The sequence below is a fragment of the Massilia sp. FBCC-B171 genome (assembly GCF_059134155.1).
Genome location: NZ_CP101443.1, coordinates 950,848 through 972,274, shown reverse-complemented (window position 1 = coordinate 972,274; position 21,427 = coordinate 950,848). Strand labels below are relative to the sequence as shown.

General features: G+C 63.6%; 22 protein-coding genes and 1 tRNA gene. 14 read left to right on the top strand and 9 right to left on the bottom strand.

Annotation, left to right across the window (positions count from 1 at the left end; translation table 11 throughout):
* Window positions 1-99 precede the first annotated feature (99 nt).
* Both NMB41_RS04400 and NMB41_RS04395 read right to left on the bottom strand, forming a co-directional pair.
* Window positions 100-990 (bottom strand): hypothetical protein, encoded by an 891-nt coding sequence (locus NMB41_RS04400; protein ID WP_494381264.1) that lies wholly within the window; start codon window positions 988-990, stop codon window positions 100-102.
* Window positions 991-1,129: 139 nt separating this feature from the next.
* Window positions 1,130-1,438: an ElaB/YgaM/YqjD family protein gene (locus NMB41_RS04395; RefSeq protein ID WP_494381263.1), complete on the bottom strand. Its 309-nt coding sequence runs from the start codon at window positions 1,436-1,438 to the stop codon at window positions 1,130-1,132.
* Between NMB41_RS04395 and NMB41_RS04390 the strand changes: the two genes are divergently transcribed.
* The 6 genes from NMB41_RS04390 to NMB41_RS04365 all read left to right on the top strand — a co-directional run bounded on the left by NMB41_RS04390 (window position 1,422) and on the right by NMB41_RS04365 (window position 7,048).
* A complete protein-coding gene (locus NMB41_RS04390; RefSeq protein ID WP_494381262.1) occupies window positions 1,422-1,991 on the top strand; it encodes a hypothetical protein in 570 nt (189 codons plus the stop codon). The genes NMB41_RS04395 and NMB41_RS04390 overlap by 17 nt on opposite strands.
* 574 nt (window positions 1,992-2,565) lie before the next feature.
* Window positions 2,566-3,093 carry a DUF2812 domain-containing protein gene (locus NMB41_RS04385; RefSeq protein WP_494381261.1) on the top strand — a complete coding sequence of 176 codons (528 nt, stop codon included), beginning with the start codon at window positions 2,566-2,568 and terminating at the stop codon, window positions 3,091-3,093.
* Between the two features lie 42 nt (window positions 3,094-3,135).
* Entirely contained in the window at window positions 3,136-4,563 is a 1,428-nt protein-coding gene (locus tag NMB41_RS04380; protein WP_494381260.1) for an alpha/beta fold hydrolase, read from the top strand.
* Between the two features lie 10 nt (window positions 4,564-4,573).
* Window positions 4,574-5,308 (top strand): ABC transporter ATP-binding protein, encoded by a 735-nt coding sequence (locus tag NMB41_RS04375; protein WP_494381259.1) that lies wholly within the window; start codon window positions 4,574-4,576, stop codon window positions 5,306-5,308.
* Window positions 5,305-6,495, top strand: a complete 1,191-nt coding sequence (locus NMB41_RS04370) for an ABC transporter permease (RefSeq protein WP_494381258.1) — start codon at window positions 5,305-5,307, stop codon at window positions 6,493-6,495. Before NMB41_RS04375 ends, NMB41_RS04370 begins: the two co-directional genes overlap by 4 nt.
* A gap of 130 nt (window positions 6,496-6,625) precedes the next feature.
* Window positions 6,626-7,048: an energy transducer TonB gene (locus NMB41_RS04365; protein WP_494381257.1), complete on the top strand. Its 423-nt coding sequence runs from the start codon at window positions 6,626-6,628 to the stop codon at window positions 7,046-7,048.
* A gap of 117 nt (window positions 7,049-7,165) precedes the next feature.
* Here the strand turns inward: NMB41_RS04365 and NMB41_RS04360 are convergent.
* The 3 genes from NMB41_RS04360 to pepN all read right to left on the bottom strand — a co-directional run bounded on the left by NMB41_RS04360 (window position 7,166) and on the right by pepN (window position 11,023).
* Window positions 7,166-7,241: transfer RNA gene (locus NMB41_RS04360), tRNA-Thr, on the bottom strand.
* Between the two features lie 101 nt (window positions 7,242-7,342).
* Window positions 7,343-8,344, bottom strand: a complete 1,002-nt coding sequence (locus tag NMB41_RS04355; protein WP_494381256.1) for a class 1 fructose-bisphosphatase — start codon at window positions 8,342-8,344, stop codon at window positions 7,343-7,345.
* Between the two features lie 33 nt (window positions 8,345-8,377).
* A complete protein-coding gene (pepN, locus tag NMB41_RS04350) occupies window positions 8,378-11,023 on the bottom strand; it encodes an aminopeptidase N (protein ID WP_494381255.1) in 2,646 nt (881 codons plus the stop codon).
* A gap of 198 nt (window positions 11,024-11,221) precedes the next feature.
* Here pepN and NMB41_RS04345 point away from each other — a divergent pair, with 198 nt between their 5' ends.
* The gene (locus NMB41_RS04345; protein WP_494381254.1) at window positions 11,222-11,878 is read left to right on the top strand and encodes a DUF4136 domain-containing protein; all 657 of its coding nucleotides are present in this window, start codon (window positions 11,222-11,224) and stop codon (window positions 11,876-11,878) included.
* A 263-nt stretch (window positions 11,879-12,141) separates the two neighbouring features.
* Here NMB41_RS04345 and NMB41_RS04340 read toward each other — a convergent pair whose 3' ends face one another.
* The 4 genes from NMB41_RS04340 to NMB41_RS04325 are packed head-to-tail and all read right to left on the bottom strand — an operon-like array spanning window position 12,142 to window position 14,552.
* Window positions 12,142-12,285: a hypothetical protein gene (locus tag NMB41_RS04340; protein ID WP_494381253.1), complete on the bottom strand. Its 144-nt coding sequence runs from the start codon at window positions 12,283-12,285 to the stop codon at window positions 12,142-12,144.
* Window positions 12,282-13,256: a quinone oxidoreductase family protein gene (locus tag NMB41_RS04335; protein WP_494382932.1), complete on the bottom strand. Its 975-nt coding sequence runs from the start codon at window positions 13,254-13,256 to the stop codon at window positions 12,282-12,284. The genes NMB41_RS04340 and NMB41_RS04335 overlap by 4 nt, the downstream gene beginning before the upstream one ends.
* A complete protein-coding gene (locus NMB41_RS04330) occupies window positions 13,256-13,648 on the bottom strand; it encodes a methylglyoxal synthase (protein ID WP_494381252.1) in 393 nt (130 codons plus the stop codon). The genes NMB41_RS04335 and NMB41_RS04330 overlap by 1 nt, the downstream gene beginning before the upstream one ends.
* A 16-nt stretch (window positions 13,649-13,664) precedes the next feature.
* Complete coding sequence (locus tag NMB41_RS04325; RefSeq protein ID WP_494381251.1) at window positions 13,665-14,552, bottom strand: DMT family transporter; 888 nt, start codon at window positions 14,550-14,552, stop codon at window positions 13,665-13,667.
* A gap of 128 nt (window positions 14,553-14,680) precedes the next feature.
* Between NMB41_RS04325 and NMB41_RS04320 the strand changes: the two genes are divergently transcribed.
* From NMB41_RS04320 to rsfS, 7 genes are all read left to right on the top strand, one after another.
* A complete protein-coding gene (locus NMB41_RS04320) occupies window positions 14,681-15,559 on the top strand; it encodes a DUF2182 domain-containing protein (RefSeq protein WP_494381250.1) in 879 nt (292 codons plus the stop codon).
* A 77-nt stretch (window positions 15,560-15,636) separates the two neighbouring features.
* Window positions 15,637-16,362 (top strand): YebC/PmpR family DNA-binding transcriptional regulator, encoded by a 726-nt coding sequence (locus NMB41_RS04315; protein WP_494381249.1) that lies wholly within the window; start codon window positions 15,637-15,639, stop codon window positions 16,360-16,362.
* Window positions 16,363-16,399: 37 nt separating this feature from the next.
* Window positions 16,400-17,665, top strand: coding sequence for a phosphoribosylamine--glycine ligase (gene purD / locus NMB41_RS04310; RefSeq protein ID WP_494381248.1), 1,266 nt, complete (start codon window positions 16,400-16,402; stop codon window positions 17,663-17,665).
* 153 nt (window positions 17,666-17,818) lie between these two features.
* Window positions 17,819-18,925: an IS481 family transposase gene (locus NMB41_RS04305; protein ID WP_494379720.1), complete on the top strand. Its 1,107-nt coding sequence runs from the start codon at window positions 17,819-17,821 to the stop codon at window positions 18,923-18,925.
* A 190-nt stretch (window positions 18,926-19,115) separates the two neighbouring features.
* Window positions 19,116-20,027, top strand: a complete 912-nt coding sequence (gene hemF / locus NMB41_RS04300) for an oxygen-dependent coproporphyrinogen oxidase (protein WP_494381247.1) — start codon at window positions 19,116-19,118, stop codon at window positions 20,025-20,027.
* A gap of 8 nt (window positions 20,028-20,035) precedes the next feature.
* A complete protein-coding gene (locus NMB41_RS04295) occupies window positions 20,036-20,707 on the top strand; it encodes a nicotinate-nucleotide adenylyltransferase (protein ID WP_494381246.1) in 672 nt (223 codons plus the stop codon).
* A complete protein-coding gene (gene rsfS, locus NMB41_RS04290) occupies window positions 20,707-21,417 on the top strand; it encodes a ribosome silencing factor (RefSeq protein WP_494381245.1) in 711 nt (236 codons plus the stop codon). Before NMB41_RS04295 ends, rsfS begins: the two co-directional genes overlap by 1 nt.
* The last annotated feature ends 10 nt before the right edge of the window (window positions 21,418-21,427 follow it).

Here is a 21,427-nt window from a genome sequence, read left to right as displayed (position 1 = left end):
TCTATCCACTGCTCAGAAAATAATCGCGAGCAGGATGATGATCGGAATCGGAATCCCGATGAGCCACAACAGAATCGAACGCATGAGCTTCTCCTTGAATTAACGACGGGACACGCCGGCAACGCCGTCGCGCAGTTTGCCGCCGAGGGTGGCGCACCAGCTGGCGACGAAGGCGCCGAGCAGCAGGGCAACGGTCAGCCAGAGTGCGGTACCGGCAGCGGCCTTGCGGGCGGTGTCGGCGGCTTCCTTGGCGGTGGCCTTGGCTTTGGCGGCGGCAGCGGCGCCGCGGGCATAGACGTCGTCGACGCGCTTTTCGGCGGCGGCCTGGTCGAGGCCGGTACGGGCTGCGATGCGGCTGGCCAGGTAGGCGCGGTCGTCGGCGGCCAGGCTGCCGTTCTTGACGCTGTTGGCGAGGATGCGCATGGTTTCCTGGCGCAGGTCGGCGCTGCCGCCGGTCGTGTCAGGCTTGTCGGTACGCAGCATCATGTCCGAGAAATAATCGAGCGGATTGCCGCCGGCGCTGGCGCCGTCGTTGCTGGCGGCGGCTGCCGTTGCGGCTGCACCGCTGGCCATCGTCGCCTTCGCCACACCCGCGCCGGCGTCGACTGCCGCGCCGGTCATCTTGCTGATCACGCCCGAGAACAGCGCGGCGGCCAGCATGGTCGACACGGCCCAGGTCAAGAGACCGTGTGCGGTATCGCGGAAATAGACTTCATCGGTGTGCAGACTGGCCCATTTCACGCGCAGGCGGCCGGCCATGTAGCCGCCGATGGCCGACGCTGCCAGTTGGGTCAGCGTGAGCCAGAGGATCGCGCCGATGCCGAAGGCAACGCCGCTGTTGTCGGACCATGGGGACGCGGCCGACAGGCCCAGTCCCGAACCAAGCAGGTAGAGCACGAGCGAGAGTGCGCTCGCGGCGGCTGCGCCGGCGAGGATCGCGCCCCAGGAAACACCTGAGCGCGCAGTTTCGACCGCATCGGTTCCCTGCATAGGGACGTGCGCAGTCGTACTCAATGATTGAGCTTGCATAGATTCCCTCGGATTATTTTTATTGAGACCAGCGGTCTCGTAATGAAAACCGGACCCCGGCCGAATGACTGTCGGCCGGGGTCCGGTGAGGCGCTACTGATTAGTAGTCGCGACGGCGGCTGCCGCCAAGCAGCTTGGCCAGGATGTAGCCGGCGCCCAGGGCGATTGCCACGGCGGTGCCTGGCTTGGTGCGCACGTATTCGCGACCCGAATCAGCCAGTTGCTGGTAGGTGTCGCTCACTTGCGCGGAACGGTCGCTGAACTGGCTCGATGCACCGCTGAGCAGGCCGCTCAGCTTGTCGACGCCGGCGTGAGCGGTGCTCACGACGCGCTCGACCATCGGCTGGGCTGCTTCGGCAGCCTTGTCGATCGTCTTGTGCAGTTCGTCCGGCTTGACCGAGGCCATCATCCCTGCTGCCTTGGACGAATCGGTGCCGGTGCTGGCGCTGGTCGAGCCACCCGAGGCACCCGACGACGACGAACCCCCCGACGAACCGGTGACCGAAGAGCTGCCCAGTGCGCCCGTGCCCGTACCCGACGACGAGCTGCCCATGGCGCCCGACGAAGTGACGGCCGGCGAACCGCTGCTCGAACCGGTGCTCGACGAACCCGAGGTACCGGACAACGACGAACCGGAAGTGCCGCTCGACGACAAACCCGAACCCGACGAGCCGGCAGCGCCGCTCGACGAACCGCTCAGGCCGCCGCTGCTGCCGGAACCGCTCGAACCCATGCTGCCGGTCGCGCCGGCATTGCCGATGCTCGACCCCGTTGCAGGGCTGCTGCTCGACGACGAGCTCCCCGACAGGCTGCCCGACGAGCCGGCGCTGGCCGACGAACCGCTGCCCGACTTGTTCAGGCTGCTCGACTTGTCGTCCTTGCCGAAGCTCGACTGGTCTTTACCCATGCTGTTGCCGTTCTGCTTGCTGGCATCAACGCCTTTTCCCTCGCTCGACTTCTGATTATCCATGACTTTTGTCCTTGTAAAATGTAGACCAACGCGGAGTAGACCGGTACCCGACCATCACCACATTCTCAATCGATTCCGTTCGAAACAAAACGGAGGCGCGAAAATGAACTGCGCTACATCAATGGATCGTTCGGATCATGCTCTCGGTCAATGATTTTCATCGACGACCTCGAACAAGCTCAAAAGTTCCTTCAACAAGCCACGTCACTTTCGCATCCCGTTTTGCAAGAGTACGCCGTGATGGCATACCGCACGATTGCAGCTGTCGGGTTACCACGTCGCGATACAAAAAATATAACGAATGCGCTAGCCGGACCGTGCGTTGACTAACAGAGCTGGGGGATCAATGGCGATCGGATAAAAATGGACGCGAAAGACGGAGCTTCGTTCGTCCTGTGCCTTTTCACATTTCTTGTTGACAAACAAACCGGCACTGCTACTATGTCGTAACTCGATATATCGGAAATCAGTATAGCGAGACCAGTTATAGCGACCGGCAGTGTAAAGATGCAGTCGGTTCGCAACGGCAGGGATGCCGTCCCATTGTTAACGAAGGAAGGTCGGGCATGAGGGGCCAGTTTGTCATCACATTCAAGTTTTTCTGGGACGATGCCGACCATGCGCTCGAACGCTGGCTCGAGCAGATGGCGCGTCAGGGCCTGCACCTGTACAAAGTGGACTGCATGCGCTGCCGCTTCGTCTTCAAGCGCGGCAAACCAGCCGACATCACTTACCGGCTCGACTTCCAGGTCAGGCGCATGTCCACCGACCACGTCCAACTGTTTACCGACGCCGGATGGGAACGTGTCGATCAATCCTTCGGCTGGCAAGTCTGGCGTGCTCCAACGCGCGCCGGGTGCACCCCTGAAATCTTCACCGATACCGCATCGCGCATCAGGAAGTATCAACGCCTGCTGTGGCTGTTTGCCTTCGTCGCAGCGGCAGGACTCGTCCAACTCTCCAGGCGGGGTACCGACGGCTTGTGGGATACGCCTGCGCACATTGCCATGACGCTGGGGGTGATTGCCATGTTCATCTACCCGGTAGTGCGGCTGCTGCGCCGCATACGCAGCCTGCGCAACCCCGTTCCCTAGGCCACGCAGCACCCTTCTTTCCATTTTCCGAGGAGTCTTGAAATGAAATCTTGTATTTCAGGGGCGGTGCTCGCCCTGATTTTCTTCATGCCGCTGTGGGCGCAGGCAGCGACCCAGCCAGGACGCGATTGCCACCTGCCCGGCAGCGGCGCCACCATGCGCTGCCATGCGATCGCGGTTCCGCTCGACCCGCTGCACCCGGACGGGTCCCAGCTGCAGCTGCACGTGACGGTCGCACCGGCATTTCGCCAGGTGGCCAACCCCGACCCCTTGTTCGTGCTCGCGGGCGGACCGGGGCAGGCGGGTTCGGACATCGTGGCCATGCACGCCACCGTCTTCCAGCGCGTGCGTGCCACCCGCGACATCGTTTTCATCGACCAGCGCGGCACCGGCCTGTCGGGCAAGCTGCGCTGCGGCGGCGATCCGGTCGCCGAGGCGCCCAGCGAGGCTGCCATGCAAGAGCGCTTCGCCCGCTGCGTCAAGACGCTGGCGCGTCCCTTGCGCTTGTATACCACTGTAAATGCGGCGCATGACCTCGAACGCGTGCGCCTGGCGCTCGGCTACGGCAAGGTCAATGTGTTCGGCGGCTCCTACGGCACCCGCCTGGGGCAGCAGTTTGCGCGCAGCTATCCCGCCAGCGTGCGCGCACTCATCCTCGACGGCGTTGCCGCGCCCGACATGGTGATTCCAGCCAGCGCGGCCAATGGCCAGCGCGCGCTCGACGCGGTCTTCCAGCGCTGTGAAAACGACCGCGCCTGCGCCCGCGCCTTCCCCGGTTTGCGCGCCGAGTTCGACAGCCTGCTGGCACGCGTGAATGCCGGCGCCGTCACGCTCGACTTTGCCCATCCGCGCACGGCGCAGCCTACCCGCCTGCCGCTGTCGAACATGCAGTTCGTCTACACCATCCACCGCAGCCTGTATGCGGCGCAGACCAGCCAGCGCCTGCCTTACCTGATCCATAGCGCCGCGCGGGGCAACTGGGGGCCCTTCCTCGCACGCGGCTATGCCAGCACCGACCTGTCGCCGGAAAGCCCGCTTGCGATGCCCCTGCTGGTGGCCATCCTGTGCGCCGAAGACATCCCGCGCCTGACGCCGGCGCAGCAGGGCGCCGACGAGCGTGCCTCCTTCCTGCGCGGCCACGCCGGGCGCATCGCCGCACTCTGCCCGCTGGCCGCTGTGCCGCCCGCCGCCGCGCTCCCGGCCACGGCGATCGACGCGCCAACCCTGCTGCTCTCGGGCGCACTCGACCCGGTCACGCCGCCGGCCGGCGCCGCCAGCGCCGCCCGGGCCATGCCGAAGGCGCAGCAGGTCGTGGTGCGCCAGGCCGCGCATGGCGTGGCGGGACTGGGCTGCTCGCCGCGGCTCCTGCGCGAATTTCTCGACCAGCCCGCCCAGGCGCTCGCCACCCGCTGCCTGGACGATATCGCCCTGCCCGCCTTCCAGCTCGGCCACGCCGGCACCCATCCATAAAGGAGCAAGCATGATCGTCGTTAAAGACATCCACAAACGTTTCGGAGAAGTGCACGCCCTGAGCGGCGTCGGCTTCACTGCCGTCGACGGCAAGGCCACCGCGTTGCTGGGCCCGAACGGCGCCGGCAAGACCACGCTGATGCGCACCCTGGTCGGCCTGCTCGCGCGCGACCGCGGCATGGTCAGCATCGACGGCATCGACCCCGCCGTCGATCCACTCGGGGCGCGCCGCAGCGTGGGCCTGCTGACCGACCAGTTCGGCCTCTACGAACGCCTGAGCACCCGCGAATACCTGCGCTATTTCGGCAAGATCAACGGCATGGACAAGGCCTCCATCGCGCGCCGCACCGACGAGGTGACCGGCATGCTCGGCCTGGAAGATATCCTGGACCGCCCCTGCCGCGGCTTCTCGCAGGGCCAGCGCATCAAGGTCGCCCTGGCCCGGACCCTGCTGCACCGCCCGCGCAACCTGCTGCTCGACGAGCCTACCCGCGGCCTGGACGTGATGAGCACGCGGGCCCTGCGGCGCGCGCTGGCCACCTTGCGCGCCGAGGGCTGCTGCATCATCCTCGCCACCCACGTGATGCAGGAGGTGACGCAGCTGTGCGACGACGTGATCGTCATCGCCAAGGGACAAACCGTCGCACAGGGCTCGCCCGAGGACCTGTGCCGTCAAACTGGTATCGCCAGCCTGGAGGACGCCTTCGTCCACCTGGTCGGCACGGAAGAAGGGATTGCAGCATGAAGCCAACCCACACCCCGCTCTGGATCGTGGTGATGATGAAGGAACTGACCGAAGCCCTGCGCGACAGGCGCACGCTGGGCATGCTGCTGATGCTGACGCTGCTGTACCCGGCGCTGATCGGCTTCATCCTGCACAACATGATCGAGCGCGGCACGCGCACCGAAAAAGCCGGCATCGAGCTGGTCGTCATCGGCGCCGCGCAGGCGCCCAACCTGGTGACGCAGCTGCGTGAAAAAAACGTGAACGTCAGCGAACGCGGCCCGATGCAGGATGCCGAGATCCAGGCGCTGCTGCGCGAGAAAAAGGTCGTCGGCGTGCTCAGGCTGGCGCCGGAATTTGCCGACTACTATGCCGCCGTCCGCCCCGCGCCGATCGAATTGTGGTTCGATTCCTCGCTCGCCAAGCGCGAGCAGCAGCTCGAAGTCGAAGACATCCTGCGCGAGTACGGCGGCAGCATCGCCGGCGCGCGCCTGGAAGCGCATGGCGTCTCGGCGGCGGTGCTGTCGCCGCTGCGCCTGGAGCGCTACGATACGGGCGGCGCCGGTTCCGGCTCGCGCATCGGCACCATGCTCGGCATGTTCTTCATGCCGGTATTCCTGTTCGGCCTGTCGATGGCCATCGACAGCACCGCCGGCGAACGCGAACGCCGCTCGCTCGAGGTATTGATGGCCCAGCCGATGCGCTCGCGCGACCTGGTGGTGGGCAAGTGGCTGGCCGCGTCAGCACTGGCCGCGATCGGCCTGACGCTCGAACTGATCGTCGCGCATGGCGTGCTGTCGCTGCTGCCCCTGGAAGAAATCGGCATGTCCTGGCGCCTGGGCCTGCCCATGCTGGCCGTCGTCGCGGTGGCCGCCCTGCCCCTGTGCCTGTTCGTCGGCGCGGTCCAGGTGGCGATGGCGATGAATTCGAAAACCTTCAAGGAAGCGCAGGCGAGCGCCGGCATCGTTTCCATACTGCCGCTCCTGCCGCTGGTGATCGTCCCCATGCTCGACCTGGGAACGCAGCCGTGGATGTACGCCGTGCCGGTGCTGTCGAACCAGACCATGCTGCAGTCGCTCGCGTCCAGCCAGGCGCTGGGCGCGCTGCCTTATTTGCTGACCTGTTTGCTGCCCTTGCTGCTGGCTGCGGGAGCGGTGGCGTTTGCCGCGCGCAGGATGAAGAGCGAGCAGTATGTGATGCGGATTTGAGGGGCCGTACTGGTAACCCGGACACGGGCACTCCTGATCCTGGCGATAGAGGGCTATTGAATTCCTGGCTGTAATGCGTCACTATTGACCGATAGTGTCACGTTGCAACTTTTTGAGAACAGGATGCCAAATGACCCTCCGCTTTGCCTCTCGCTTGGCTTTCTCCACCTTGGCCTTGACCTGGGCGCTGCCAGGCATGGCACATGATGCCGCCGACCCGGACACACGAAAAAAAATCAGCGAAGCCGTCGAACTTTACTATCAAGCCAATCCGAAGCTTCGCCCTGCGGAGAACTGGTTCGCTTCAAAGCCGGAGCCGACTTGCACGACACCTGTTTTTCCCCGTGCCGCCCTGGTCGATGAGCTCCAGGGCCAGACCATCTTGCGATTTCAAGTCAACGCCGCGGGGAAGCCGGTCAATGCCCAGTTGGCAAAAACGTCGGGATGGGCGGTGCTCGACGAGGCGGCTTTGGAAGCCTTGTCCACGTGCGTGGTGAAGCCGGAAGTCCCGGATGAATGGCTGAAACAGCCGTACACGTTTCGCCTGGAATAGATGCGGCGCCTCGCCTGACGGCACGCGGTGGCCTCCGGCGAGCGAAGGGTGAATAGCCCACCAAAACAAAAAAGGGCTACACGCCGAAGCATGTAACCCTTTCTCTACTACTAATTCTGGTGCCGCTGGCCGGAATCGAACTGGCGACCTTCGCATTACGAATGCGCTGCTCTACCAACTGAGCTACAGCGGCTCTACGCGGGCAAACCCGACGAAGAGCCGTATTCTAGCAAACAACCTGCCAAACTTGCTAGTGCGACTCTGCAATTTCTCGCCGGATTCGCCAAATTAGTCTTACTGCGCGTGGTAGCGCGTCACGATCTCGACTTCTTCCTTCGAACCGAGGAAGACCGGCACGCGCTGGTGCAGCTTGTGCGGGGCGATGTCCATGATGCGGTTGACGCCGTCGGTGGCGGCACCGCCGGCCTGCTCGACGATCATCGCCATCGGGTTGGCTTCGTACATCAGGCGCAGCTTGCCCGGTTGCGCAGGGTCGCGCATGTCGGCCGGGTACATGAAGACGCCGCCGCGGTTCAGGATGCGGTGCACGTCGGCCACCATCGAGGCGATCCAGCGCATGTTGAAGTCCTTGCCGCGCGGGCCGGTTTTACCTTCCAGCATTTCGTCGACATAGCGCTGCACCGGCGCGTGCCAGTGGCGCTTGTTCGACATGTTGATCGCGAATTCCTTGGTCGTGGCCGGGATCTGGATATTGCTCTGGGTGAGCACCCAGGAACCCTGCTCGCGGTCGAGCGTGAAGCAGTGCACGCCGTCGCCGGTGGTCAGCACCAGCATGGTCTGCGGGCCGTAGACGGCGTAGCCGGCGGCGACCTGGGCTGAACCGGGCTGCAGGAAGGCCGCTTCGGTCGGCTCGCCCATGCCTTCCGGTGCTTTCAGGACCGAAAAAATGGTGCCGATCGAGACGTTGACGTCGATGTTCGACGAACCGTCGAGCGGATCGAAGAGCAGCATGTACTCGCCCTTCGGATAGCGGTTCGGGATCGGGTGGATGCTTTCCATTTCTTCCGATGCCATGGCCGCCAGGTGGCCGCCCCATTCGTTTGCTTCCAGCAGGATCTCGTTCGAGATCACGTCGAGCTTCTTCTGTACTTCGCCCTGGATGTTTTCGGTGTCGGCGCTGCCGAGGATGTCGCCCAGTGCGCCCTTGCTGACTTCATAGCTGATGCGCTTGCAGGCGCGGGCCACGACTTCGATCAGGAGGCGCAGCTCGGCCGGGATGGAATTGTGGAGGCGTTGCTGCTCCACCAGGTGTTGCGTGAGACTGACGCGTTTCATGAACTTCCTTTTGCTTGGATTGATTGTTTCTAATTAGTTTGCGAGCGCCTTGCCCACCACTTCGCGCACATCGTTCGACAGGCGCTGCTGTCCTGCGACCTGCTGCAGCGCCTTCTTCATCTGCTCCTGCAGCTCCGGCGTGTAACGGCGCCAGCGGTCCATGGTACGCGCCAGGCGGCTGGCGACCTGGGGATTCAGGGCGTCGAGCGAAATCACCTGCTCGGCCCAGAAGGCGTAGCCGCTGCCGTCCGGGGCGTGGAATTGCACCGGGTTGCCGGCGCAGAAGTTGGCGATCAGGCTGCGCGCGCGGTTCGGGTTGCGCAGGTTGAAGGCCGGGTGGCGCATCAGGCCGCGCACGGCCGGCACGTCGGTGGTCGCGTTCGAGGCCTGCATGGCGAACCATTTGTCGATCACCAGCGGCTCGTCAGCGAATTCGTCGTAGAAGCGCTGCAGCGAGGCGTCCGCACCCGGCGCGCGCGCATGGATCAGCGCGCTCAGGGCGGCGACGCGGTCGGTCATGTTGCCCGCCTCGTCGAATTGCTGCTGGGCCAGGGCAAGGCCCTCTTCGTCCTGGGCCGCAGTCAGGTAAGCCAGGCACAGGTTTTTCAGGGCGCGCTTGCCGGCGGACAGGGCGTCCGGGCTGTACTCGCCCGGGGTCTGGTTGGCCTGGTATTGCGCCAGCAGCTCCGTGCGCAGGCGGGCGCCGATGTTGGCGCGCATGAATTGGCGCGCCAGGTGGATCGACATCGGATTGACCACCTCGATCTGCTCGGCCACCATCCCTTCCGAAGGCAGCAGCAGCGCCTGCTCGCGGAAGGCGGGGTCGAGGCTGTCGTCGGTCAGCATTTTGCCGAGCGCCATCAGGAAGGTGTCGTCCAGGCTCAGCGGGGCATCGATGCCGGCCTCCCCCGTCAGTTTCAACAGGCGTCCCATGGCCAGGCGCTGGCCGGCTTCCCAGCGGTTCACGGCATCGCTGTCGTGACTGAACAGGTGCAGCAGGTCGGCGTCGCCATAATTGAAATCGAGGACGATCGGGGCGGAAAAATCGCGCAGGATGGACGGGGTCGGCTGCTCGAGCACGTTTTCGAAGACGAAGCTTTGCTCGGACTCGGTCAGTTCCAGCACGGTGGTGGTGCCGGCGTCCTTGCCGTCGATGGTCAGGGCCATGTCGCGCCCGTCCGCACCCAGCAGGCCGACGGCGATCGGAATGTGGAACGGGAACTTGTCCGTCTGGCCCGGCGTTGGCGGGCAGGACTGGAAGAAGGTCAGGGTATAGGTTTTTTCGAGCGCATCGTAACGGGTCTCGGCGCGCACGACCGGGGTGCCGGCCTGGCTGTACCAGCGTTCGAACAGGCTCAAATCGCGCCCGCTGGCGTCGGCCATGGCGCGGCGGAAATCGTCACAGGTGACGGCCTGGCCGTCATGGCGCTCGAAATACAGGTCCATGCCCTTCCTGAAACCTTCGCGGCCCAGCAGGGTCTGGTACATGCGCACGACTTCGGCGCCCTTTTCGTAGACGGTGACGGTGTAGAAATTGTTGATCTCCACAAACGAATCGGGACGCACCGGGTGCGCCATCGGGCCGGCGTCTTCCGGGAACTGGGCCTGGCGCAGGGTGCGCACCTGGTCGATGCGGCCGACCGCGCGGCCGCTCTCGGTACCGATCATGTCGGCCGAGAATTCCTGGTCGCGGAAGACCGTCAAACCTTCCTTCAGCGACAGCTGGAACCAGTCGCGGCAGGTGATGCGGTTGCCGGTCCAGTTGTGGAAGTATTCGTGGCCGACCACCGCTTCGATGCCCTGGAAGTCGATGTCGGTCGCCACGCGCGGGTTAGCCAGCACGAACTTCGTATTGAAGATGTTCAGGCCTTTGTTTTCCATCGCGCCCATGTTGAAGTCGCCGACGGCGACGATCATGAAGCGGTCCAGGTCGAGTTCGAGGTCCCAGCGTTCCTCGTCCCAGCGGATGCTGTTTTTCAGCGACTGCATCGCGTAATCGGTTTTGTCGAGGTTGCCCTCTTCGACCCAGACCTGCAGCAGGGCATCGCGCCCATCTTTCAATCTGAACGTTTCTTCCTGGCAGACCAGGCGCGCGGCGACCAGGGCGAACAGGTAACTCGGTTTCTTGAACGGATCTTCCCATTTGGCGTAGTGGCGGCCGTCACCCAGCTCGCCTTCTTCGACCAGGTTGCCGTTCGACAGCAGCACCGGGTATTTTTCCTTGTCGGCGCGCAGCATGACGGTGAAGACGGCCATCACGTCCGGGCGGTCCGGGAAATACGTAATCGCGCGGAAGCCTTCGGCTTCGCACTGGGTATAGAAACTGCCGTTCGAGGTGTACAGGCCGTTGAGCGTGGTGTTTTGCTCCGGCACGCAGATCGTTTCGATCTCGAGCGTGACGGCGTCCGGCGTATTCGGGATCGTCAGCAGGCTGCCCTCGATGCGGTAATCCTTATCGCCGAGGGGCTTGCCATTCATGCGCAGCGCCACCAGTTCCAGGTTCTCGCCGTAGAGCTCGATTTCGCGCTGGGCGCTGTCCGGATTACGCCGCAGCGTCATCCGGTTGGCGACGATGGTGCGCGCGGGATCGAGGTCGAAACCGAGTTCGACGGTCTCCACGAGGTAGCTGGGCGGGGTGTAATCTTTCCTGTAGATCGTCTGGGGCGTGTCGGTGCGCATGGGATGTCCGGAAAATACAGTCAAAGAAGCTCTTATTTTACCAACAAGGTTTCGTCCGGCCCGCGCGATTTCTCTGGCGGCGAATGTGTCGGACTGTGGCGTAAGTAACCAGGTGTAAATTTATCTGCGAAAATTGACGAAATGGCGCAATCTGACGCTAGGCAAAGACCGTCAAAATAATTTAGAGAGAGAGAAAAGATGAAACGCTTGATTGCAGTCGGCATGGCGCTCACGGCGCTCTTGCTGGGCGGATGCGCCACCACCATCCGCTCGAACGTCACCACCTTCCACGAGTGGCCGGCCCAGATCGAAGACAAGAGCTATGTCTTCGAGGCGCCGCCCAGCTTCGACAATACGCTCGAATACCAGAGCTACCAGAACCTGGTGCGCGGGCAACTGGCGCAATTGGGTTTCCGTGAAGCGAACACCAGCCCTGCCGCACTGAAGGTGGCGATGCGCTTCACCACCACCGACGTGCCGGTGCGCGTCATCGAGCCGGTGATGCCGATGTTTTATGAGGCGCGCTATGCTTACCCGTATCGCTACGGCCCGCGCTTCCATTCCCGCTTCGGTCCACGCGGACGCTGGGCCGGCTGGCATCACCCATTCTACGATCCGTTCTGGAGCCCCTTCCCGGCCTACCAGGTATCGGTCGAGCACCAGTACCGGCGCGAGCTGCAGGTGTCGATCAAGGACAAGGGCGACAAGCGCCTGTTCGACGTCACGGTGCACAACATGAGCCGCGAACTCTCGACGCCGGTGGTGATGCCGGCGCTGGTGACCAGCGCCTTTGCCGGCTTCCCGGGGCCGAGCGGCGTGGTGCGGCAGGTGGAGTTGCAGCGCAAGGATGGGTAAGTGACGCGCCGGCCTTGGGGCCGGTCGTGAAAAAAAAGAAGCCGGAACGTTCGCGTTCCGGCTTTTTTATTGGGTCCAAGGCGGCGTAGGGTGGGCACTCCGTGCCCACGCGTTACGGGCGCATCCTTGCACCGTTACCTGTGAATGATCGCTCGCACGGCTTCCACGCAAACCAAAACGATTTTTGCAAATTGTGCGAGCAATGATTCGCCGCCATCGGCAAAAAGGACCCGTGCGTACCGCATGGGCACGGAGTGCCCATCCTACGAAAAATAAGCTTCCGAGGCAAAGGTGATGGCCACCACAAGCAGCACGGCAAGCAGCAACACAATCAACAAGCGCCCGAACTTCGGCTCGCCGACCGTGTCCGGCTCTTGCGGCTCGTTATCGTCGCTGAACTCCCTCATGGCAGCAGGATCGTCGAACCGGTGGTCCGGCGCGCTTCGAGCGCGATGTGGGCGGCGGCGGCGTCGGCCAGGGGGAAGCGCTGGCGGATGTCGATCTTGACCTTGCCGCTTTCCACCATCCCGAACAGGTCGGCCGCGCGCGCTTCGAGGTCGGCGCGGTTCGCCGTGTAGGCCGCCAGCGAGGGGCGCGTGATGTAGAGCGAGCCGCGCGAGGCGAGTTCGCCGACCGAGAACGGCGGCACCGGCCCCGACGAATTGCCGAAACTGACCATCAGGCCGCGCGGCTGCAGGCAGTCGAGCGAGCGGATGAAGGTGTCCTTGCCGACCGAGTCGTAGACGACCGGCACTTTTGCGCCATCGGTGATCTCGAGTACGCGCGCCACGATGTCTTCCTCATTGTAGTTGATCACGTGGGCAGCGCCGGCCGCTTTCGCCAACGCCGCCTTTTCCTTGGACCCGACCGTGCCGATCAGGTTCACCCCAAGTGCGCGCGCCCACTGGCAGGCGATCAGGCCGACCCCGCCGGCCGCCGCATGGAACAGGATGGTCTGGCCCGGCTTGACCTGATAGGTGCCGTTGAACAGGTATTGCACCGTCAGGCCCTGCAGCATCATGGCCGCGGCCGTTTCGAAATCGATGGCGTCCGGCAGTTTTACCAGGATGTCGGCCTGCATGATGCGTACTTCGCTGTAGGCGCCGTTCGGCCGCCCGGCATAGACGACGCGGTCGCCCGGCTGCACGTGGGTCACGCCCTCGCCCACGGCCTCGACCACGCCCGCGCCTTCCTGGCCCAGGCCCGAAGGCAGCGGCATCGGGTACAGGCCGGTGCGGAAATACACGTCGATGAAATTCAGGCCGATCGCATGCTGGCGCACGCGCGCTTCGCCCGCGCCCGGCTCCCCTACGTCGACGTCGACGTATTCCAACACTTCCGGCCCGCCGGTGCGGGTCATGCGGATTGCCTTGGCCATCATGCTTTCTTCTCCTTGTTGATTGTGATGAGCTGGCCCAGCACCAGGTGGGCCGTGGAGACGTTGGTGGCGCAGGCGATGTTGTGGACGTCGCAGGCGCGCACCAGCGCGTTGATATCGGGTTCATGCGGCTGCGGCGTCATCGGGTCGCGCAGGAAGATGACGCAGTCGATGTTGCCCATGACGAGTTCGGCGCCGATCTGCAGGTCGCCGCCGAAAGGCCCCGAATGCTTGCACTCGACCGCCAGGCCCAGCTCGTTGATCAGGCGCGCGCCCGTGGTGCCGGTAGCGGTCAAGGCGCAGCCGGACAGGAAGTCGCGGTACTCGCCGGCGAGCGTGATCATCTCTTCTTTTTTCTTGTCGTGCGCGATGAGCGCGATGCGTGGTTTCATAGTCTCGTCTCTTTTCTCATTTTTTCAGGGACAGCAAGCCGATGCCCGCCAGCACCAGACCGGTGCCCGCCAGCTGCACCCCAGTCATCGGCTCGCCCAGCACCAGGTAACCGAGGAACAGCGTCGACACCGGGCCGACCATGCCGGCCTGGGACGCAGTAGCGGCGCCGATGCGCTGCACCGCAGCCATGGTCATGAACACCGGGAAGATAGTACAGAAAACGCCGTTCACGAGCGAGAGCGCGTACACCTCCATCGGCTGCACCAGCAGCGAGGCCGGGCGCAGGAGGAAAAATTGCGCCACGCACGCCACGCTCGATACGCACATCGCATAGGCCACCAGGCGCAGCGAGCCGATGCGGCGCACCATTTCGCCCGTGCTCAGCAGGTAGACGGCGTAGCTGAGGGCCGAGCCCACCACGAACAGGGAACCGAGCGCCGTGCTGCCGGCGTCGCCGCCGGCCAGGTCGTGCATGAAGACCAGCACGATCCCGCAGTAGGACAGCACGAGCGCGCCCCATTGCGCCGGGCCGATCTGTTTCTTGAGCAGCGTGGCGCTGATGATCAGCACGAAGGTGGGCGTCAGGAACAGGATCAGGCGCTCGAGCCCGACCGAGATGTATTGCAGGCCGAGGAAATCCAGATAGCTCGACAGGTAGTAGCCCAGCAGGCCGAGGCCGGTAATGCGCCAGCGGTCGGCCCAGCTGAGAGGCGCTTCGGTGCGCATCTTCCAGAACGCGACGGCGGCAAACACCGGAAACGAGAAGAGCATTCTGAACGCGATCAATGTCACTGCATCGATGTGGTATCGGTACAGCAGCTTGGCGACGACAGCCTTCGTGGAAAACAAAACGGCACCGCCGATGGCAATCGCGAGGCCGGCCAGGAAGGCCGGGCGTGGCATGGAGGGTGCAGTCGCGGCAGGTTCAGGCGGGGTCATCGGACGATTGTACGGCCAAGCACAAAATCAAGCTGGGCAGTACCTCGGAACGCAAGACCGGCTGCGTAGTCCAACCTCTGCATTCACCAACCATGAGGAGCCACAATGCCGAACTGGAGCAAGAAGCGGCCGCCGGCACGCTCGCCGCGGCCTTTGGGCCCGGCCCGCTCGGGAGCGCTTGCATGAACTCGCTGATCCGTGTCGACACCCGGCCCGGCCGCGAACGGCCCTTCGTCATTGCCTGTGTAGCGGTGCTGGTCGCAATCTGCTGGGCCTGCCTGGTATTTCGCGCCCTGCGCATCACGGCGCTCGATCTGCAGGTCTTGCCTGGCGAGGCGGCAGGCGCCATGCCGCCGCCTTATCGCGCGGCCGAGCTGGGGCTGGTGCTGGCGATGTGGGCGGCGATGCTCTCGGCCATTACCTTGCCGGCGGCCACGCCCGTGATCCTGCTGTTTGCCCACATCAACCGGCTGGCGCAGGCGGTGCGCTTTCCGAACGTGGGAACCTTCTTCTTTGTCTTCGGCTACCTGTCCACCTGGATCGGCTTCGGCGCCGGCGCCACCCTGGCGCAGTGGGCGCTGCACGACGCCGGGGCGCTCGACACCAGCATGGCGATCGTCAACGTGAGCGGCTACGGGCTGCTGCTGGTGGCGGCCGGCGTTTACCAGTGGACACCGGCCAAGCATGCCTGCCTCCACCATTGCCGGGCGCCGCTGTCCTTCGTGATCACCGGCTGGCGTCCGGGTTTGTGGGGCGCCCTGCGCATGGGCTTTTCCCACGGCCTGTACTGCGTCGGCTGCTGCTGGCTGCTGATGCTGCTGCTGTTCGCGGCCGGCGTCACCAACCTCGGCGCACTGCTGGGCCTGGCGGGACTGGTGATGCTCGAAAAGCTGGTGCCGGGCGGCCCCGTGGTTGCTTGCGTCGCCGGCCTCGGGCTCGTTGCGTGGGGAACGCTGTTGTTGTTTCCATAACACCATGTCGCCTTTTGCAGACGGGGCGCATGCTAGAATGTCGGCCATTCTTGCATACCGTCTAAGGAATTCTCGACATGGCTGGACACAGCAAATGGGCCAATATCAAGCACAAAAAAGCCGCCACTGATGCCAAGCGCGGCAAGATCTGGACCCGACTGATCAAGGAAATCACCGTTGCCGCCCGCATGGGCGGCGGCGACATCGACGCCAACCCGCGCCTGCGCCTGGCGGTCGACAAGGCGGCCGACGCCAACATGCCCAAGGACAACGTCACGCGCGCCATCCAGCGCGGCTCGGGCAGCCTCGAAGGCGTCAACTACGAAGAAATCCGCTACGAAGGCTACGGCATCGGCGGCGCGGCGATCATCGTCGACTGCATGACCGACAACCGCGTGCGCACCGTGGCCGAAGTGCGCCATGCCTTCAGCAAATTCGGCGGCAACATGGGCACCGAAGGCTCGGTCGCCTTCATGTTTACCCACACCGGCCAGTTCCTGTTCGCGCCCGGCGTGGATGAAGACAAGCTGATGGAAGCGGCGCTCGAAGCCGGCGCCGAAGACGTGGTGCAGGACGAGGAAGGCGGCTTCGAAGTGCTGTGCGATCCGTTCGCCTTCTCGAACGTCAAGGACGCCCTGGAAAAGGCGGGCTTCAAGGCCGAGGTGGCCGAAGTCATCATGAAGCCTGCCACCGAGACCGAGTTCACCGGCGACGACGCGATCAAGATGCAAAAGCTGATCGACGCGCTGGAAAACCTGGACGACGTGCAGGAAATCTATACCAACGCCGTCATCGTCGAATAATCAGCAGTATTAAAGATCAAACAAGCGCGAGCACCCTATGAAGATCCTGGTAGTCGGCTCTGGTGGCCGTGAACACGCCCTGGCCTGGAAACTGGCCCAATCCGAACGCGTGCAGATGGTATATGTCGCGCCCGGCAACGGCGGCACCGCGGCCGATCCGCGCCTGGTGAACGTCGAGATCACGGACCCGGCCGCATTGGCCGACTTCGTGGTGGCCGAACACATCGCCCTGACCCTGGTCGGACCGGAAGGGCCGCTGGCCGCCGGCATCGTCAACCTGTTCCGCGCACGCGGCCTCAAAATCTTCGGGCCGACGCGCGAAGCGGCGCAGCTGGAAAGCTCGAAAGACTTCGCCAAGGCCTTCATGCAGCGCCACGGCATCCCGACCGCGACTTACCAGACCTTCTCCGACGCGGCCCAGGCGCACGCCTATATCGACGCGAATGGCGCACCGATCGTCATCAAGGCCGATGGCCTGGCAGCCGGCAAGGGTGTGGTCGTGGCGATGTCGCTCGAGGAAGCGCATGCCGCGGTCGACAACATGCTGTCCGATAACGCCTTCGGCGACGCCGGCGCGCGCATCGTGATCGAGGAATTTTTGGCCGGCGAAGAAGCCAGCTTCATCGTCATGTGCGACGGCAAAAACATTCTGCCGATGGCGACCTCGCAAGACCATAAACGCCTGAAGGACCACGACGAAGGCCCGAACACCGGCGGCATGGGCGCCTATTCGCCGGCCCCGATCGTCACGCCGGCCATGCATGCGCGCGTGATGCGCGAGATCATCAACCCGACCATCCAGGGCATGGCCAAGGACGGCATCGTGTTCACCGGCTTCCTGTATGCCGGCCTGATGATCGATAGCGAAGGCAACCCGCGCACGCTGGAATTCAATTGCCGCATGGGCGACCCGGAAACCCAGCCGATCATGACGCGCCTGAAAAGCGATTACCTCACCGTGCTCGAACACGCCTGCAACGGCACGCTCGATGCGGTCGAACTCGAATGGGACCGCCGTACGGCAGTGGGCGTGGTGATGGCGGCCGCGGGCTATCCGGACAGCCCGCGCAAGGGCGATGTCATCGAGGGCATCCCGGCCGAGACGGCGGAGTGCGTGACCTTCCATGCGGGCACCACCAACGTGGGCGGCACGCTGCAGACCAATGGCGGGCGTGTTCTCTGTGTCGTGGGGCTGGGCGACAGCGTTCGCATGGCGCAGAAGCAGGCGTATGAAGGCGTCGAGAAGATTCGCTTCGATGGGGCGCAGTTCCGGCGTGATATCGGGTGGCGCGGGATTAAATAAGGTTTCGATTCCAGAGCCGTGGTACCGCGTGGGCACAAGTGTGTTCAGCACAGGGACATAGGTAACACTTGTCTAGAGACATAGGTAACACTTTTATGATCATTGCACAGCCTACAAATGGAGTGTGCGATGCCCTGGAAAGAGAGTAACCAAATGTCTTCTCGACTCGAGTTTGCGATGTTGGCGGCAGAGCCCAACACGGACATGCAGGCCCTGTGCCTGTCTTTCGGCGTCAGCCGAAAGACAGGCTACAAGTGGCGCAATCTCTACCTCGAACACGGCAAGGAGGGCCTGAACGACCGTTCCAGGCGTCCGTTATCAATGCCCCGACGCTGCAGCGCCAGAGTCGAGGAACAGGTATTGGCATTGCATAAGAGGTACCCGTGCTGGGGAGCGCGCAAGTTGCGTGCCTTGCTGCCTGACGACATTGCGCCGCACCCAAATACGATTGCCGCGATCCTGCGTCGGCATGGTTGCCAACTGGTGCCGCAATCCGATCGAACCAGGCCGGCAACGAAGCGCTTCGAGCATGAGGCGCCTAACCAGCTTTGGCAAATGGATTTCAAAGGTCATTTCGCATTGACCGATCCACGTGCCGGCCGTTGCCACCCGCTGACTGTTCTGGACGACTATTCGCGCTTTTCCATCGCATTGACTGCCTGCTCGGGCGAGACTGGCGACGAGGTGCGCAGCGCGCTGACGCGGGCATTTCAGTTGTATGGGCTACCCGAACGAATTACCTGTGATAACGGCCCGCCATGGGGAACGTCAGGACACGAGACCTTATCGCGCCTGGAAGTCTGGCTCATTCGTCTTGGAATTCGCGTCAGCCATAGCAGGCCGCTTCACCCGCAAACCCAGGGCAAGGACGAGCGCTTTCACCGTACGCTCAAGCGCGACTTGCTCGCACGCTTCGGCTTCAATTCGATATCGGCATGCCAGGTCGCTTTCGATGAATGGCGTGACCAGTACAACCTGATACGCCCCCACGAAGCCTTAGGACAGAAACCACCGATTACGCGATACCATCGCAGTGCCAGGGCTCTTCCGGCTCAGCCACCGGCTATTGAATACGACCATGAAGACATCGTGCGCCGGGTCCGGCAACATGGCCAGCTCACCTTCAAAGGACACGACTACTTCGTCGGCGAGGGTTTAACAGGTGAGCACGTAGCCATCCGTCCAGCCAACGAAGACGGGCTCTTCCAAGTGATTTTCTGTAACCGAGAGGTCACCCAAATTCAACTTACAAGGCGCTAAAATTTAACCCGGCAGTGTCACCTATGTGTCTAGACACCTGTTACCTATGTGTCTGTGCTATACAAAGTGCCCACCCTACGTAGGGTGGGCACTTGTGCCCACGCGGTCTCCCGTCGGATCAAACGCTGCCCCATTAGCACGCCGCAGTGTACAATCCCCCTCTTATTTTTCTTTCACGACGCACGCCTTCATGTCCACCCCCTCCCCTTCCGCCATCAAAGCCTGGCTGCTCGACCTGCAGGCAAGTATCGTCGCCGGACTGGAAGAAGTGGACGGCAAGGCCTTCCTGACGGACAGCTGGGAACGCCCCGAAGGCGGCGGCGGCATTTCGCGCCTGATCGAGGAAGGCAATGTCCTGGAACGCGGCGGCGTGAATTTCTCGCACGTGACGGGCGCGAACCTGCCGCCGTCGGCGGCGGCGAGCCGTCCGGAACTGGCGGGCCGCGCCTGGGAAGCGATGGGCGTGTCGCTGGTGCTGCATCCGCGCAACCCGCACGCGCCGACGGTCCACATGAACGTGCGCTTTTTCGAAGCGACCGCCGAGGGACAGGACCCGGTCTGGTGGTTCGGCGGCGGCATGGACCTGACGCCCTATTACGGGAATGTGGAAGATGCACGCCACTTCCACCAGGTCTGCCACGACGCACTGGCGCCGTATGGCGACGCGCTGCACCCGCGTTTCAAGAAATGGTGCGACGAGTATTTTTATATCAAGCACCGCAAGGAAGCGCGCGGCGTCGGCGGCATCTTTTTCGATGACTTCAACGAGCTGCCCTTCGACGACGCCTTTGCGATGGTACGCAGCGTCGGCGACGGCTTCCTGAAAGCCTACCTGCCGATCCTGCAGGCACGCAAGGACACGCCGTATGGCGAGCGCGAACGCGATTTCCAGGCCTACCGCCGGGGGCGCTATGTCGAGTTCAACCTGGTCTGGGACCGCGGCACCCACTTCGGCCTGCAGTCGGGCGGACGCACCGAGGCGATCCTGATGTCGCTGCCGCCGATCGTGAAATGGCGCTACGACTGGCATCCGGAAGCGGGCAGCGCGGAAGCTGCGCTGTACACTGATTTCCTGCCGCACCGGGACTGGCTGTCTCGGTGAGTCCAGGCGTGAACGCATGCGTCGCCCTGCTCGGGGGCAGTTTCGATCCCGTCCACCATGGCCACATCGCGCTGGCGCGGCTGTTCTGCGATCTGCTGCACCCCGATGCGCTGCACGTGCTGCCGGCCAAACCGTGGCAGAAATCGCGCCTGGAGGCGAGCGACGCGGCGCGCGTGGCGATGCTGGAACTGGCCTTCCGCGATACCGGGCTGCCGGTGATCGTCGACCAGCGCGAACTCACGCGCGGCGCGCCGACTTACACGGTCGAAACGCTGCGCGGCTTGCGCGAAGAACTGGGGCCGGATGCCTCGATCGTCTTCCTGATGGGCGCCGACCAGCTGCAGAACCTGGAAAGCTGGCGCGACTGGCAGCAACTGTTCGCGCTCGCCAACATCGGCGTGGCGGCGCGGCCGGGTTATACCCTGGAACAAGAAGCGCTGCCGCCCGCGGTAGCACAAGAACTGGCGCCCCGTTTGGCGCCACCAGAACACGTGCGCACCACGCCTTCCGGCCTGGTGTGCCTGGCGCATAGCCTGGCGGTCGATATCTCGGCCACCCAAGTGCGCGCGGTACTGCATGGAAGTGGGGCGTCGGCTACGGACGCCAGGGCGGTTATGAAAACGCTCGTCCCGCCGGTAGTGCTAGACTATATTCAACAACATAATTTATACAAGAGCTAATGGATATCAAAAAACTGCAAGCGGTCGTCGTCGACGCCCTCGAGGACGTCAAGGGCCAGGAGATCATGCTGTTCGATACGACCGGGCTGACCAGCCTGTTCGACCGGATTGCGGTCGTCTCGGGTACGTCGAACCGCCAGACCAAGGCGCTGGCCGCCTCGGTGCGCGACAAGGTCAAGGCGTCGGGCGGCGAGATCATCGGCATGGAAGGCGAGGACACCGGTGAATGGGTGCTGGTCGATCTGGGCGACATGATCGTCCACATCATGCAGCCAGCCATTCGCCAGTACTACCGTCTCGAGGAAATTTGGGGCGAGAAGCCGGTCAAGCTGGGCGCCGCCAAGCGCAAGTCGACGGTCGAAGCGGCGGAAGCTGCCGAGCCGAAGGTCAAGTCGAAACACCTGGCTGCAAACCAGGATGCGCCGGTGGTCAAGCCGATCAACGAGCGCAAACCTGCGGCCAAGCGCGCCACGACCGCCAAGGCAAGCGACACCATCGGCAAGCCGGCTGCGAAAAAACCAGCGGCCAAGCGTGTATCTAAGCCTGTCGGCAAGACCATCACGGTCGCGCCAAGCCGGACCGAGATCGCCGCTGTCGAAGCGACCAAGGCCAAGCCGCCAAAGCGCAAGGTCGCGGCACCCGCCGTTGCCGCCAGCGCCGAACCGGTGAAGAAAGTCATCAAGCGCGTCGCCAAGAAGGCTGCCGACTAATTTTTCACTG

Coding starts and splice junctions, on each gene's coding strand:
- NMB41_RS04335 (WP_494382932.1), bottom strand. CDS start 13,256: ATGGCCAAGGCAATCCGCATGACCCGCACCGGCGGGCCGGAAGTGTTG.
- NMB41_RS04370 (WP_494381258.1), top strand. CDS start 5,305: ATGAAGCCAACCCACACCCCGCTCTGGATCGTGGTGATGATGAAGGAA.
- NMB41_RS04385 (WP_494381261.1), top strand. CDS start 2,566: ATGAGGGGCCAGTTTGTCATCACATTCAAGTTTTTCTGGGACGATGCC.
- NMB41_RS04355 (WP_494381256.1), bottom strand. CDS start 8,344: ATGAAACGCGTCAGTCTCACGCAACACCTGGTGGAGCAGCAACGCCTC.
- NMB41_RS04395 (WP_494381263.1), bottom strand. CDS start 1,438: ATGATGGCCTCGGTCAAGCCGGACGAACTGCACAAGACGATCGACAAG.
- NMB41_RS04375 (WP_494381259.1), top strand. CDS start 4,574: ATGATCGTCGTTAAAGACATCCACAAACGTTTCGGAGAAGTGCACGCC.
- NMB41_RS04365 (WP_494381257.1), top strand. CDS start 6,626: ATGACCCTCCGCTTTGCCTCTCGCTTGGCTTTCTCCACCTTGGCCTTG.
- NMB41_RS04330 (WP_494381252.1), bottom strand. CDS start 13,648: ATGAAACCACGCATCGCGCTCATCGCGCACGACAAGAAAAAAGAAGAG.
- NMB41_RS04320 (WP_494381250.1), top strand. CDS start 14,681: ATGAGGAGCCACAATGCCGAACTGGAGCAAGAAGCGGCCGCCGGCACG.
- NMB41_RS04400 (WP_494381264.1), bottom strand. CDS start 990: ATGCAGGGAACCGATGCGGTCGAAACTGCGCGCTCAGGTGTTTCCTGG.
- rsfS (WP_494381245.1), top strand. CDS start 20,707: ATGGATATCAAAAAACTGCAAGCGGTCGTCGTCGACGCCCTCGAGGAC.
- NMB41_RS04380 (WP_494381260.1), top strand. CDS start 3,136: ATGAAATCTTGTATTTCAGGGGCGGTGCTCGCCCTGATTTTCTTCATG.
- NMB41_RS04345 (WP_494381254.1), top strand. CDS start 11,222: ATGAAACGCTTGATTGCAGTCGGCATGGCGCTCACGGCGCTCTTGCTG.
- purD (WP_494381248.1), top strand. CDS start 16,400: ATGAAGATCCTGGTAGTCGGCTCTGGTGGCCGTGAACACGCCCTGGCC.
- NMB41_RS04340 (WP_494381253.1), bottom strand. CDS start 12,285: ATGAGGGAGTTCAGCGACGATAACGAGCCGCAAGAGCCGGACACGGTC.
- NMB41_RS04325 (WP_494381251.1), bottom strand. CDS start 14,552: ATGCCACGCCCGGCCTTCCTGGCCGGCCTCGCGATTGCCATCGGCGGT.
- hemF (WP_494381247.1), top strand. CDS start 19,116: ATGTCCACCCCCTCCCCTTCCGCCATCAAAGCCTGGCTGCTCGACCTG.
- pepN (WP_494381255.1), bottom strand. CDS start 11,023: ATGCGCACCGACACGCCCCAGACGATCTACAGGAAAGATTACACCCCG.
- NMB41_RS04315 (WP_494381249.1), top strand. CDS start 15,637: ATGGCTGGACACAGCAAATGGGCCAATATCAAGCACAAAAAAGCCGCC.
- NMB41_RS04305 (WP_494379720.1), top strand. CDS start 17,819: ATGTCTTCTCGACTCGAGTTTGCGATGTTGGCGGCAGAGCCCAACACG.